Below are 15,491 nucleotides of genomic sequence, written 5' to 3'. Positions count from 1 at the left end.
CAGCATGTCAGTGTACTGCCTGAAGTGATGGCTTAAGGATTGCAGCCTCTCTGGGCCGTCGCGCGGAGGTGCGGGTTCGCCCGGACTGTTGGGATGAAGCGACAGTGTCTTCCAGAACGGTGAGAACCTGTTGCGCCTTGTCCGCCCATCCATGCCCGGCATCTTCCAGATGACGCCGCGCAGCTGCACCCATCGTGCGTCGCAGCAAGGGTGACCGGGCCATGCGACGCATCGCATCCGTCAGTCCGGCAATGACGGCCTCTTCCGATGAAGCGTCGACCAGCATCGCGCAATCAGTCGAGGCATATTGCGCGGCGCCGCCCCAGTTGATTCCGATGACGGGCAGTCCCACGGCCATCGCCTCCATCATCGCCATCCCGCCGCATTCCCGCAGCGACGGCGTCACATAGACATCGGTTTCGCGCAGCAGTTCCTGATAGAGGTCGCGGCTGAGGCGCCCATGCAGATAGACCTGCCGTGTCAGCCCCTCTCGCCGCAGTTGATCCCTGATCTCCTCGAACAGCTCGCCATCGCCCACAAGATGCAGAACGGTGCCTCCCTCTCGCGCTAACGGAGCGAAAGCGCTGACCAGCAGACGGATGCCTTTCCAGTCCACGAAGCGGCTGCAGAAGATGAACGAAACCGGCGCTTCTGCGGGCTTGGACAACGGCGGCCGAGCGACGAAGCGCTGCAGGTCCACCGCGCTTTCCATGACTTCGTACACCTCTCCGCGAATGCCTGGAGGCAACGCATCACGGGTTTGCGCGTTGGCGACAATCACCGCTTCCGCCCGCAGTTTTCCGGGCAGCAAACGGTGCAGCAAAGCGGCTCCCTTTCGCGCGGCAGTCACGCACCAGCGGGTCATCGGTCCATCCATGCTCCGGAACGCCGGGGGAAGGTCCATGCCACCGCTCATCGGCCCGATGACTACCGGAGCGCCAAGATCGTACATCGTGCTCACTGCCTTGGCGGCAATCGGCGCCGGCTGGAAAACCACCTCTATTCCAAAGCGCGAAACCATTTCCCGCGCGATCCGCCGCATGCGTATCTGCGTGACGATCTGGATCAACTGATTGAAGACCAGATCCTCCACCCGGTACGGCAGCAATCGACCGATCCGGAACAGCATCTTCTGCACCCAACTATCGGTAACGAACCGAACACGGGCGAATTGATCCGGCGTAAGGTCCTCGCGAAGGTGATCGCGCACCCGCTCGTGACAAAGCAATCGTACATCCTGCCCGCTCGCCACGAACTGCTCGAAATAGCAGCACGGCAGGAGCGTTTCACCACTCAGCCGCAATGAGATGTTTTCGGCAACCAGCAATATCCGCATGAACGCTCACCCCGAGCCAGCCCGGCGAGATCCCCCCGCAACAATGGCACTGACAGGGTATCCCCCCTGCCCGGGCGGCCACAGTCTACGATCTACGTTGGCCAATATCATAAGGGGCGGGTCACCACTGGCTTTACGGGGGCGAGAAGGTTGGATGCCCATTGCGCGCCATCCGGGCCAGAGTGCGACGTCATTCCCACCCATCGCGTCATGCGAGAGGAAGAGCATGTTGCTATGCCGTCATTCCCGTCACTCGGTCGCCGCAGCGCCCATTGCCGATTACAACGGCACCCGCAGAGCATGAGGGCGGTCCAGCGAAAGGGCCAGGGCCGATCGACGCCCGCTGTCTCCAATGCAGCGCTTCCCAAAGTGGCGTATCTGACCAACGTCTACCCCAAGATCAGCCACAGCTTCATCCGTAACGAAATACTTGCTCTGGAGCGCATGGATTTTGCCGTCACCCGGCTGACCATACGGCCCACCCCCGACGTTTTTTCGGACGAGACCGACCGAGACGAAAAGGAAAACACGACCCCGCTGCTGGATGGCGATTTCGCCGCCCTGGCCCGGTCCGCGCTGGGCAGGATGGTCCGGCAGCCGGGGCCGTTCTGGGAAGGAGTCAAAGTCGCCGCTTCAAGCTATCGCCGCGGCGAACAGGGCATTGTGCGATGCACCGCCTACTTTTTGGAAGCATGTCGTCTTGCCGACAGGATGGAGCGCGACGGCATCCGTCATGTCCATGTCCACTTCGGTACCAACCCCGCCACCGTAGCGCGCATCGCCAGCCGGCTTGGCCAGCTCAGCTACAGCCTCACCATGCACGGCCCGGACGAGTTCGACGCGCCGGAACGTCTGCAGCTAGGTCACAAAGTGGCAGACGCCGAATTTGTCGTCGCGATCAGCGCGTTTGGACGCAGCCAGATCATGCGGTGGTCCGATCCTGCCGACTGGTCCAAGATCGCGGTCGTGCGTTGCGGCAGCGACCCGCTGTTCATGCACCATGTGACCCCGATCGTCGACACCGGGCTGACCGGGAACAACCTGATCTGCGTTGCCCGGCTCAGCCCGCAAAAGGGCATCATGCTGTTGATAGAGGCTGCCGCGCTGGTCGCCCAGACGCACGCGTTCCACCTCAACATCGTCGGCGACGGCCCGATGCGTGAAGAGATCGAGGCCATGATCGAGGAGCGTGGTCTTGAAGAACACATCACGCTGTGCGGTTGGCTCGATCCTCGAAGCGTGTGGCGGGAGCTTCTGGCATCGCGCGCGCTGGTACTGCCCAGCTTTGCAGAGGGATTGCCGGTCGTCATCATGGAAGCACTGGCGATGGGGCGCCCCGTCATCGCCACCGCCATCAGCGGCATACCCGAACTGGTCGATCGCGGAACTGGCTGGGTGATCCCGGCGGGGTCCGTGACCGCACTGGCCGATGCAATGGTGGCGGCCCTGAACGCATCGACCGAAGAACTGCGCGCGATGGGAGAACTGGGACGCCAACGCGTGAGGGCCGGGCATGATATAGAGGAAAACGTCCTCGACCTTGCCGACCTCCTGCGACCGTTGATCTGACCCTTATGATCATCATTTCATGGGCACTGGCGCTCCTGATCTCGGTCCCTTTGCTGATGCTCGCGGTCGAGTGCCTGCTCGGCGCGGCGCCTGTCATCAAGAAGGCATATCTTCCGCCGCCGCCTTTCGTCGTGCTGGTTCCGGCCCATGATGAAGCAGATGGCATCGGTGCGGTCTTGCGCGCCGTACGTCTGCAGTTGCGCCCTTGCGACCGAGTTCTGGTGGTCGCGGACAATTGCTCTGACGATACAGCAGCCATTGCCCGCTCGTTCGGGGCGGAAGTGGTCGAACGGGTCGATGCCGATCGCCGGGGGAAGGCCTATGCTCTCGCGCATGGCCGCGAGGTGCTGCGGCATGCTCCTTCCCCCATCGTCATCGTGCTGGATGCGGACTGCCTTCCTGCACGCGGCGCTCTTCCCCGCCTGGCTTCCCGGGCGGCGGCGTGTGAGGGCGCGGTGCAAGGCTGTTACCTGCTGACCAGTGGCGCGGATGCGACGCCGTTGGTGCGCATCTCGGTATTTGCCTTCCTCATCAAGAATCGCGTCCGCCAGAATGGCCTGCAACGCATGGGCGGAGGAGCGCTGCTGCAAGGGACCGGCATGGCTTTCCCATGGTCGATGTTCGATGCCGCCCCACTGGAAACGTCGTCCCTGGTCGAGGATCTGAAGCTCGGGCTCGATCTGCGTCTGGCCGGAAAGCCGGTCGTCTTCGATCCATGCTGTGTTTTCACGAGCGGCGCCAGCGCTCAAGGGGCAACTGAAGGGCAGCGGACAAGGTGGGAACATGGCTCCATTGCGACCGCCCTCCGCTATGCACCCAAACTGGCGTTCAGCGGCATTCTGGGCAGGCCCGGCCTGCTGCTGCTGGCCGCCGACCTTGCCGTTCCTCCGGTGTCACTGCTGGCGGTCGCACTGATACCTTTGGGCATCGCGCAGATGGCATTTTCGCTGGCTTCCGGCGCGTACGCAGCGATGGTTATCGTTGTTGGATCGGGTTTGACGGCGGCGTTCTCTCTGGTTCGCGCCTGGATGCACCATGGACGGGATATTCTGCCCGCCAGCATGATCGCGCAGCTGCCGCATTACCTCAAATGGAAGCTGCCGATCTATCGGCGGCTGGGGGGTGATCGCCAGGTTCATTGGGTCCGAACCAGCCGCGTCCCATGACTGTTTTTTAGATACTTAAACCAATCGCCTAATTCTTAGTGGTGATAAACAATACCGCAATTCGGCAAGTTACGACGCGCCCGCAGGCACTCTATCGTGCAGGTCACACCACAAGGTTTTCGGACACTTTTGCCATCGCATCCCGGTGCGACAGGGGGGAACAAATGCGTCACATCCTTTCAATTTCGGCTACCTTCTCATGAGTATCGTTCCAATTGGATCGAGCCTGCGGGACGGAGCGCCCGTTTCCTGGAAATGCGTACTCATCGGCTCCGAGCGACTGCTGATCGAATGCGCGACCAGGTTGCGCGATCGTGGCCATGAAATCGTGGCCGTCGTATCCGATCAGGCCGCCATTCAGGACTGGTGCGGAAAGCAAAAGATCACCGTTCTGGATCGACCATCCGGGCTGCTCGATACAGACCTTCCCCCGTTTGACTATCTGTTCAGCATCACGAACTTGCGTCGTCTGGCACCCGAAGTGCTCAGCCTTCCGCGCCGCGCCGCGATCAATTTCCATGACGGCGTCCTGCCTGCCTATGCGGGCCTCAACACGCCGGTCTGGGCACTGTTGAACGGTGAAACCACGCACGGCATCAGCTGGCACCTGATGACCGCAGAGCTTGACGCCGGTGACCTTCTGGTGACCCGTCCTGTCGATCTTGATGCTGACGACAGCGCCTTTTCGGTGAATACCAAATGCTTCGTGGCCGCCCTGGATGGCTTCGATATGCTGGTCGCCGGGCTGGAGAGCGAAACACTGGCGGCCCGTCCGCAAGACAATGTGCCCGGCCATCTGTATGGACTGTCGGCCCGTCCCGCCAATGCCGGGATGATCGACTGGAGCGCCGATGCCCCATCCATCGCCCGGCTGATACGCGCGTTGGACCATGGCGACTACGCCAACCCTCTCGGATCGCCCAAGCTTTCTTTCCACGGCAAATTGATGATCGTCGGCCAATACGCGCTGCAGGCTTCTCGATCAGGACTGCCGGCTGGAACAATTGTTGCGGTGCAGGCCGATGGACTGATCGTGGCGACGGGATCGCAAGACATCTGGGTTGGTGCGCTGAGGACATGCGGAGGGATGGTGATCCCCGCGCATCGCATCCGCAGTGTAGCGCCGGGCACGATGCTCGATGTTCCGACGCTGCAGCAATGTGAAGAGCTATCGACGCTCAATGCCGCCGTTGGGAGCTTTGAGCCTTGGTGGCGGCGCAGGCTCGCCCGCCGCCAGCCCCTGCTGCTGCCGCAGGTCGATCGCACGAGCATCGTGGCCGCGCCTCGAATGGAAGCGGTCGATCTTGCGGTGCCGCAAGGCGGTAATGGCACCGCCCGTGAGCGCGTAGTGATGGCGGCGCTCGTAGCTTGTCTGGCGCGCATTGCGGACAAGGCGCAGTTCGATATCGGCTACACCGACCCGATCCTGCTCAGCCAGTACGGCGGGATGGAGGCGTGGTTTTCGCCGCAGATCCCGCTCGGCATTTCCATCGACTTTGCCAACGGCCTATCCGCCGTACGCGAAAGCCTGTGTGCCGAAATCCGGCAGGTCCGCCGCAAGATCGGCCATGCCGCCGATCTTTTCGCTCGCAGCCCTGAATTGCGCAGCACGGAAGATGACCCCTCCACCCTGCCGGTCGCAATCGTGCTGGCGGACGACCTCGACCATGCAACAGCCCGGCAGGATGCAGACCTTACCATCGCGCTATCGACGGATGGCAGCAGCACCCGCTGGTTCCACGACCGGCAGCGGCTTGATGCAGCTTCGATCGAAACCCTGCAGTCGTCGTTCCTGACGCTTCTTGCCGCTGCTGATGTTGCGCCGGACCGTCCGGTGGGTGAACTGCCATTGCTCGCGCCAGATCTTTTTCATCGAGTAGTAGATGAATGGAACGATACGACCAGTACCGTTCGCACGGATGCGTGCATCCACGATCTTTTCGCCGAACAGGCCGCCCAGACGCCCGAAGCGCCCGCCGTCACGTGCCGGGGCAAGACGCTAACGTACAGTCAGCTCGATACCCGTTCCAACCAGTTTGCGCATTACCTGAAAGGTTTGGGCGTTGGCCCCGATATGCTGGTGGGCCTGCATGCATCGCGCTCGGTCGATCTGCTGGTTGCACTGATCGCGATACATAAGGCGGGCGGCGCTTACGTTCCGCTGGACCCCACCTACCCGCGCGACCGGATCGCCTACATGATCGAGGACTCGCGCGCCGCGATCGTCATCACGGACAGTGCGTCTCAGGGTGTCTTGCCTGCCACCGGGGCGACAGTCATCAAGCTGGACGCAGATTGGCCGCAGATCGCGACTTGTCCCGACACCCCCGTATCTCCAGCGGCCGTAGCAGCCAACCTCGCCTATGTGATCTACACTTCCGGATCGACCGGAAAGCCCAAGGGCGTGATGGTCGAACACCGCAACGCGGTGAACTTCTTCGCGGGCATGGATGCCAAATTGGAGGCGCCGGGAACATGGCTGGCGGTGACCAGCCTCAGCTTCGACATCTCCGTCCTCGAACTGTGCTGGACCCTGACGCGTGGGTTCCACGTCATCCTTGCGACGAACGACGACATCAAGGCCGCGCCGGAAACACAGGCATCGTCAACCCCGGTGGATTTCAGCCTGTTCTACTTCCCGATCGCCGACAGCAGCAGCGCGGCCGATCAATACCGCCTGCTGCTGGAGGGTGCCCGGTTTGCCGATACGCACGGCTTTACGGCGGTCTGGACGCCCGAACGCCATTTTCACGCCTTCGGTGGCCTGTATCCAAACCCGTCGGTCGCGAGTGCCGCAATTGCGGCCATTACGAAAAACGTGCAGATCCGCGGCGGCAGCGTCGTGCTACCATTGCATCATCCTGCCCGCGTCGCTGAGGAATGGTCGCTGGTGGACAACCTGTCCAACGGCCGGGTCGGAATCTCGTTCGCGGCAGGCTGGCAGCCCAACGATTTCATCCTCAAGCCCGAGAATTTCGCCGATCGCAACGGCGCGATGATGCGCGGCATTGAGACCGTACGCGCGTTGTGGAGAGGAGAGGCGTGTTCCTTCCCCGGACCGCTTGGCAATGATGTTGAAACGCGGATCTACCCCCGCCCGGTGCAGGCCGAACTGCCCACCTGGATCACCTCGGCGGGCAATGCCGACACGTTCGCTGCGGCAGGCACAGCAGGCACATACCTGCTGACCCACCTGCTCGGCCAGACCGTTGACGAGCTGGCATCCAAGATCGCGCATTATCGGGCCGCCTGGAAAGCAGCGGGTCATCCCGGCGAAGGTCACGTCACGCTGATGCTGCACAGCTTCGTCGGGAGCGATGCACAGGCGGTGAAGGAAGCGGTTCGCGAACCGATGATCGCCTACCTTCGGACTTCCACGGATCTCGTCAAGAAATTTGCCTGGTCCTTCCCGGCCTTCAAGCGCCGCCCCGGCATGGAGCAATCCAGCGCGCACGATGACTTGTCCGGCGTAACCGATACCGAGATGGACGCGCTGCTCGACTACGCGTTCGATCGCTATTACGAAACGAGCGGCTTGTTCGGAACCCCCGAGGATTGCCTGGCGATGGTGGCGCGCGTGCGGGCGGCGGGCGTCAACGAGATTGGCTGCCTGATCGATTTCGGCATTCCCGTTCAGCAGGTTCTGGACCACTTGCCGCATCTGGATGCGCTGCGCCAACTGGCCAACCCGGCATCGAACGATTCCGCAACGCTGGCGACCCTGATGGAACGGCATGCAGTCACCCATCTGCAGTGCACGCCCTCAATGGCGCATATGCTGGTCGCGGATGACGCATCACGCGCAAGGCTGGCGCAGCTGACGCGCCTGATGATCGGCGGGGAAGCATTTCCGCCTGTGTTGGCAAGCGATCTCCATGCCCTGGTCGGCGATGCCGTCATGAACATGTACGGGCCGACGGAGACGACGATCTGGTCCGCAGTCCACAAGCTGGACGGAGCGCCGGGCGCCTTGCCGCTGGGCCGACCGCTGGCCAATCAGCAGATCTACATACTCGACACCCGTGGCCAGCCCTGCCCACCCGGCATACCGGGCGAACTCGTGATTGGCGGCGCAGGCGTGGTCCGTGGGTATCTGTTCCGCCCGGAACTGACGGCGGAAAGGTTCGTAGCCCATCCCTTCCGGCCGGGCGAGCGCGCCTATCGCACCGGCGACCTGGCCCGGCAACGCGCGGACGGCACGCTCGAATTCCTCGGCCGGCTGGACCATCAGATCAAGATACGGGGATACCGCATCGAACTCGGCGAGATCGAGGCGGTCCTCAGCAGTCACCCCGACGTGGAGCAGGCGATTGTCTCTGCACGGGAAGACACTCCGGGGGATGTACGCCTGGTTGGTTACTTTGTACCAGCGAACGTTGTCACACCCCCTGTTGACTCGCTGCGTAACCATCTGCGCGAGCATCTCCCGGAGTTCATGGTCCCTTCCATCCTGATGGAGATGCGGACCCTGCCGCGGACCCCCAACGGCAAGGTGGATCGCAGCGCCCTGCCAGCCCCAGAGGGTGACGTGGTCTCTCCCGGTGTCGATTACGTCGCACCGGGGGACGCTATGGAGGAACGCGTGGCGGCCATCTGGTGCGAGGTACTGAAGCTCGACAAGGTCGGGATGCGGGACAACTTCTTTGACATCGGCGGCCATTCGCTGCTGGCGGTCCAGGTGCACCGCTCGCTGCGCACGGCGCTGGGCCAGACCTTTCCGCTGACTGACATCTTCCGTTTCCCGACGGTGCAGACCCTCAGTGCGCATCTTGCCGGCAGCGGCAATGGCGACGCCGCCGTCCAGCAAGGCGAAGCGCGCGCTGCGGAACGCCGTGCAGCACTGGAGCGACGCCGGGGCATCCGCCAGCCGATCGCAGCTCAGGAATAGACCGGGACCCACACCATGTATCGCACAGACGAGCAGTTCGACGGCGGCCTCCCATCCGAAGGACCGGAGATCGAGAACGGCATCGCGATCGTCGGCATGTCCTGCCGGTTCGCAGGCGCGCGCGGGTTGGACCAATATTGGCAATCTCTGCGGGACGGTGTCGAAGGAATAGCGCGGCTTTCGGAAGAAGCGCTGCTGGCCGCCGGGGTCGATGCCCGGTTGCTTGCCGATCCCAACTACATCCGCGCGGGCGCACCATTGGAAGACATGGAGTGCTTCGATGCGGGGCTGTTCGGCCTCAGCCCTCGCGACGCCGCGATCATGGATCCTCAGCATCGCCATTTCCTGGAATGCGCGTGGGAAGCAATGGAAGACGCGGGGCACGTGGCAGACCGGGTTCCCGGCGCGATCGGCGTGTTCGGCGGCACCGGTCATAACGCCTACTTCGCCCGGAACCTGCTGACCAACGCCAAGCTCGTCCGCGACGTTGGCCCGTTCCTGTTGCGGCATACCGGCAACGACAAGGATTTCCTGTCCACCCGCGTTTCCTATCTGCTCAACCTCAAAGGGCCGAGCGTCAACGTGCAGACGGCATGTTCGACCTCGCTTGTCGCGATTCACAGCGCGGTACAGAGCCTGCTCAATGGCGAATGCGACATGGCGCTGGCGGGCGCCGCGTCGATCGACCTGCCCCATGGCCAAGGGTATCTCTACGAAGAAGGCGAGATCACCAGCGCCGACGGGCATTGCCGCCCGTTCGACGCGGACTCCACCGGCGCGGTGTTCGGCAGCGGCGTGGGCGTGGTGGTGCTGCGCCGCCTTGAAGATGCGATCGATGACAACGATCACATCTATGCCGTCATCCGGGGTTCGGCCGTCAACAACGACGGGTCGGGCAAAGTAAGCTATCTCAGCCCCAGCGTGGACGGGCATGCCAGCGTCGTCAGCGAGGCGCTTGATGTGGCGCAGGTCAACGCGCGCAGCATCGACTATGTCGAAGCGCACGGCACCGGGACGCGCGTAGGCGATCCCATCGAAGTCGCCGCGCTCGGCCAGGCCTATAGACGCCACACCGCTGACCTTGGTTATTGCGGTATCGGGTCGGTCAAAGGCAACATCGGGCATACCGACACCGCCGCTGGCGCGGCGAGCGTCATCAAGGTCAGCCTCGCGATGCACCACGGGGCTATTCCACCGACCCTTCATTACCGCCAGCCAAACCCCGCCTGCGATTTCGAGGCCAGCCCCTTCGAGGTTGCCGGACAACTGCGGCCCTGGCCTTCCATTACCGGAAAGCCCCGACGCGCGGGCGTAAGCTCTCTGGGCGTCGGTGGCACTAACGCGCACATTGTCATGGAAGAAGCGCCAAAGCGCCTGCCGGGAAGTGCCAGCAGGCCGTGGCAGGTGCTAGCTTTAAGCGCGCAGTCAGTGACCGCGTTGGAAGCGAACGTGGCCGCCCTGGCCGAGTATCTGGGCACCCATCCGCACATTGCGCTCGCCGACGTAAGCTATACCCTGAGCACGGGACGCAAGGCGCTATCACATCGGCGGATTATCGTCGCACGTGACGGTGCCGAAGCATGTGCTGCTCTCAAGGAAACTGCCCATCCCAGCCAGTCACGACCTGTCCCCAGCGCCGCCAGCCGTCCAGTGGCGTTCATGTTCTGCGGCGCTGGCGCGCAGTACGCCGGAATGGGCGCGGACCTCTACGCGACCGAGCCCGTCTTCCGTTCGGTGATCGACGAATGCCTCACATTTCTCGATCGCGACGAAAGCGAGACCCTGCGCCAGTGGCTGCACCCGGACCCGACGCAATTCGCTGCGGCGGAAGCGGCGATGCAGCGGACGTCCATCGCCCTCCCCCTGTTGTTCGCGGTACAGGTGGCGCTGGCGCGGCAATGGATGGCCTGGGGTATCGCTCCCACCGCGATGATCGGCCACAGTTCCGGTGAATACGCCGCCGCCCACCTTGCAGGCGTATTGAGCCTGACCGATGCGCTGACCATCGTCCGCGCCCGCGGTCGCCTGTTCGAGACGCTGCCATCGGGCAGCATGCTGAGCGTGCCAATGGCCGAAGCAGACCTGCTTGCCATTCTGCCGCCTGAACTATCGATCGCAGCGGTGAACGCCCCCCGACTGGTGGTCGTCTCCGGGCCAACACCGCAGATCGATATGCTTGCCGATACGCTGGCCGCTCTCGACGTGGAAACGCAGCGCGTCGGCATTTCCGTCGCGGCCCACTCGGCTATGCTGGAACCGATCCTTGAGCCTTTCCGGCGGGTGCTCACTTCCATCCGTTTCAACGCGCCTAACCTTGCTTTCGTATCCAACCTTACCGGCGACTGGATCACCCCGGCGCAGGCCACCGATCCGGAGTATTGGGTGCGCCACTTGCGCCAGACGGTCCGCTTCACCGATGGTCTGGCGAAGATTCTGGAAGAGCAGGATCGCGTCCTGCTGGAAGTCGGACCGGGCCGCGTGATGTCCAGTCTTGCACGGCAACATCCTGACCGCGCGGCGGATCAGCCGGTCCTCAACTCGATGCGTCACAAGGATGAGCACAAGACTTCCGATCTCGCGCATCTCCTCGACACGTTCGGCTGCCTGTGGGCCTCTGGTGTCTCCCCCGATTGGGATGCCTTCTGGAAAGGCGAGCGCCGGTTGCGCATGCCGCTCCCGACCTACCGCTTCGATCGCCAGCGCCACTGGTTCGATCCTGTCGCACCAACGAGCGCGGCTTCAGAGGCGAACATAGCGCCCGATCAGCCTCTTCCACGCGAACGTGATCTGGCGAACTGGCTGTATGAGCCGGTGTGGCGTCGTGCCGATACCGCTCCAGCAAATACGCCTGACGGATCGACCCTTATATTCGAAGACAAATTCGGACTGGGGCAATCCTTGGCCGATCGCCTCCGTGTGCTGGGCGGGGTCGTTGTCACCGTGCGGGCCGGGCGACGCTTTCGTCAGCTTTCGAACGATGCTTTCGAGATCAATCCACGCGCCGCCGAGGACTACAGCCGGTTGCTGTCCATCCTTGCCGAACGCGGTGAGATGCCATCGCGGATCTGCCATCTCTGGCTGGTGACGGGAGCCAAGGCTCAGGTCGCCAACGCCATTCAGGATCTGGGGCTGCACAGTCTGACGTTCCTCACTCAGGCACTGGGAGAACGTGACGCCGGGCCTGTGTTCCTGACCACGGTAATGGATGGCGTGCAGCGCATTTCGGACGAAACCGTACCGTGCCCTGCCAAGGCGACGGTGTTGGGCGCGACGCAGGTGATCGGGCGCGAATACCTCGAGATCAGCACGCGGACCGTCGATATCCGGTTGCCAGCGCGAGAAACACCGGCGTGGAACGTGCTGGGCGACATGCTGTCGGCCGAACTTTCAAGCGCGGATGACGCCAGCGTCATAGCCTATCGCTCGTCAGAACGCTGGGTTGCCGATCATGCGCCTGCCCGGCCAACCGCTAATCCATTGGCAGACTGCCAGCTGAAGCAGGAAGGTGTGTATCTCATCACCGGCGGTCTGGGCGGCCTTGGCTTGGAACTGGCCGAACATCTGGCCCACACGCGCAACGCCCGCCTTGGCCTGATTGTCCGCAAGGCGCTTTCTCCGCGCGAACAATGGGAAGATATTGCGGCGAGGGGCGGCGCCGATCCTGCGGCCCGTAAAATCCGTCGTATCCGCGCTATCGAGGCATCGGGCGGTGAGGTCAGGATACTGGCTGCCGACGTTTGCGATACCCGCGCGCTAAAGCATGTCGTGCGACAGCTGCGCAAGGAATGGGGCCCGATCGACGGCGTCTTCCACACCGCCGGTGTCCTCGATGATGGACTACTTCAGCTGAAGACCCGCGCTTCGATCGACAAGGTACTCACGCCGAAACTGCATGGCACCCTTGCGCTGGAACAGGCGTTGCGCGGACAGGACCCCGATTTCCTGATGCTGTTCTCGTCGATCAGTTCGTTCGCTGGAATACCGGGGCAGCTGGACTACGCGGCTGCGAATTCGTTTCTCGATGCCTATGCGCAAAGCCGTCGCAACGATCGCACGAACGTGATCTCGGTTGGATGGAGCCGCTGGCAGGATGTCGGCATGGCAGCCAATCCATCCGATAGAGCCAGCAGTGCAACCGATCCCCTGCCGATTGAAGGCGGTGCATTGATCGATCACCCGTTCCTGCGGAAGTTGCATCGCATTGCCAGCGACGAAGTGATCGTGGAAGGCGTTCTTTCGCCAGATCGCGACTGGCTGCTGGACGAGCATCGCGTTGCCGATGGCGGCGCCCTCATCCCGGGGACCGGCTTCCTGGAACTGGCGCGTGCTGCGTTCGGTGCCATCGAGACTGGCCCCATCGAGTTGCGCGACATCCTGTTCCTCGCGCCTTTTGCCGTCCCAGACGGTAAAAGCCACGCGGTCCGCATCCACTTGCAACAGCGCGATGATGGACAGTGGCAATTCGTGATGCTGGGAAGGCCGTGTGAAAGCTCGTCCAACGCGGATTGGACCGAGCACGTTCGCGGGACAATGCTGGCGTTAACGCCAGCACGCCCGGCCCCTGTTGACCTTGCCACGCTTCGGCTGCGTTGTCCTGCAACGGGCGATGCTGAATCGCTGATCGACGCAACGTCCCAAATGCGGTTCGGCCCCCGCTGGCGTAATGTCGGCCGTATCAGCGTCGGAGAAGTTGAAGCGTTGCTGGAATTGGAACTCGATCAGGCGTTCCGGCGCGATCTGGATCACATAGCGCTCCACCCAGCGCTGCTGGATTTTGCGACGGCGGGCGCCCAGTGCCTCATCCCGGGTCGGGAGGTGGGCCGCGACTTCTTTGCCCCCGCATCGTATGGATCGATCAAGCTGCATGCACCGCTGCCCGCCCGCTTCGTAAGCCACGTACGCTGTCGTCCAGCGCCCGGCCCCGACCTTGCGGTGTTCGATGTGACTCTGGCGGACGAGAATGGTCAGGTCATCGCCACGATCGCCGAATTCACGATGATGCGGATCGCCGACAATGCTCGGCTGGCATCTTCGGGTGCGAATACGTCGGCCAAGGCATCGAATAGGCCGGAAGCATCGGAGCAACCCACCGATGGCCTCGTTTCCGCTGAGGGGCTGCAGGTTATCGAGCGTCTTCTGGCGTCAGGACGATCCAGCCATGTCATCGTTTCCCCTACTGATCTGAGGCAAACGATCGCCAGACTGCGCGGGCCCTATCAACCCGAAACCGCCATCGAGCGAGGGCCAGATGAAGCGGGCGACAACCCGCCCGCGACGCGTACGGAGAGCATCATCGCCGAGATCTGGAGCGAAATGCTGGGCGTTCGCCACATCCAGCGCAGCGACGACTTCTTCGACCTGGGCGGACACTCCTTGCTGGGTGTCCAGTTCGTCAATCGCCTGCGCAAGCGTACCGGCAAACAGCTTCCACTCGCGGCCCTGCTGGAGTCGGCAACGGTCGAAAACCTCGCACGCGTGATCGATCCCGAAGGCTCTGCAGACGCTATGGGTACAGATGTCCCCGCCATCGAGGAAACCGGGGACATCGACACCAATCGCAAGCTCATCACTATCCGACCGGGAACGGGCAAGACGCCTCTTTTCCTGATCCATGACGGCTTGGGACAGACGCTTCTGTACCGGGCCTTGGCGATGCGTATGGACCCTGATCGCCCGGTCATCGGTATCGAACCGGACGTGTACGCAGGCGGCACCTACCTGCACACCGGCATTACCGAGATGGCCCGCGCTTACATTGCGCGCATGCAGGCAGCCCAACCGCATGGACCTTATCTCATCGCGGGCCTGTGCGCGGGCGGCGTCATCGCTTTCGAGATGGCACGCCAACTTCAGGACCTGGGCGAAACCACCGCGTTCGTCGGCATCATAGACGCCGCCGACGTGGAGGCGCACAAGCGTTCGTTCTACATCACCCGGACTCGTATCCAGCGCGTGCGTGCGCTGTTACGCGGCGATGGGTCAGGGTTCGGGCCGACGATGGCGCTATTGGTGCAACGGGCAGTCAACGCAGTGGCCTACGACATCTCGACCCGAGTGGAATGGATGCGCCGAACGCGTACCGTCTCAAAAATGGCCGATGCTCCTGTAGCCGAGACTGCGCCGACCGAAGGCAACCTGTCGTTCCTTCACCTGTACGAGGTCGCACACCGCGCCCATCGTCCCGCAGGTCTGTTCGACGGTGGCGAGGTGGTGCTGTTCAAGGCGAGCAAGGGGACCGGGGCGGACGATGATGTGCCATACATCGACATCTATACCGACTGCATCTTTGGTTGGGGCAAACGCGTCGCCAACGATGTGACAGTCGTGTCGATCCCCGGCGGGCATGTCAGCGTCCTGCAGGAACCCAATGTCGATGAACTGGCGGTCGCCATGCGCGAGGCGATAGTGCGCGCCGTTCCTCAGGAGTTCGCCACGCCCGCCCGGCTTCCGCTGCCAGCCAGTTCTGCCCCGGTCGACGCCGCCGTTTTCCAGAACGAAAGGATAGCGGCAGCGACCCACCCATGATGATGGC

Annotated in this window: 5 protein-coding genes; 4 read left to right on the top strand and 1 reads right to left on the bottom strand. The window is 62.9% G+C overall.

All coding sequences use genetic code 11. The annotated features are described in order from the left end of the window. Positions 1-7: 7 nt before the first annotated feature. Positions 8-1,327, bottom strand: a complete 1,320-nt coding sequence (locus ACZ1JM_RS05040) for a glycosyltransferase family 4 protein (protein WP_465132028.1) — start codon at positions 1,325-1,327, stop codon at positions 8-10. Between the two features lie 309 nt (positions 1,328-1,636). On the opposite strand from ACZ1JM_RS05040, the gene ACZ1JM_RS05035 reads away from it, so the two are divergent. From ACZ1JM_RS05035 to ACZ1JM_RS05020, 4 genes are all read left to right on the top strand, one after another. Then, positions 1,637-2,905 carry a glycosyltransferase gene (locus ACZ1JM_RS05035; RefSeq protein ID WP_465132027.1) on the top strand — a complete coding sequence of 423 codons (1,269 nt, stop codon included), beginning with the start codon at positions 1,637-1,639 and terminating at the stop codon, positions 2,903-2,905. A gap of 5 nt (positions 2,906-2,910) precedes the next feature. Next, positions 2,911-4,071: a glycosyltransferase family 2 protein gene (locus tag ACZ1JM_RS05030; RefSeq protein WP_465132026.1), complete on the top strand. Its 1,161-nt coding sequence runs from the start codon at positions 2,911-2,913 to the stop codon at positions 4,069-4,071. 199 nt (positions 4,072-4,270) lie between these two features. Further along, entirely contained in the window at positions 4,271-8,959 is a 4,689-nt protein-coding gene (locus ACZ1JM_RS05025) for a MupA/Atu3671 family FMN-dependent luciferase-like monooxygenase (RefSeq protein WP_465132025.1), read from the top strand. A 15-nt stretch (positions 8,960-8,974) separates the two neighbouring features. Then, complete coding sequence (locus tag ACZ1JM_RS05020; RefSeq protein ID WP_465132024.1) at positions 8,975-15,484, top strand: type I polyketide synthase; 6,510 nt, start codon at positions 8,975-8,977, stop codon at positions 15,482-15,484. The last annotated feature ends 7 nt before the right edge of the window (positions 15,485-15,491 follow it).

The sequence above is a fragment of the Novosphingobium sp. BL-S-24 genome, assembly GCF_055521575.1.
The sequence above is the reverse complement of the archived record's forward strand: the minus strand, read 5'-3'. Positions and strand labels throughout refer to the sequence as shown.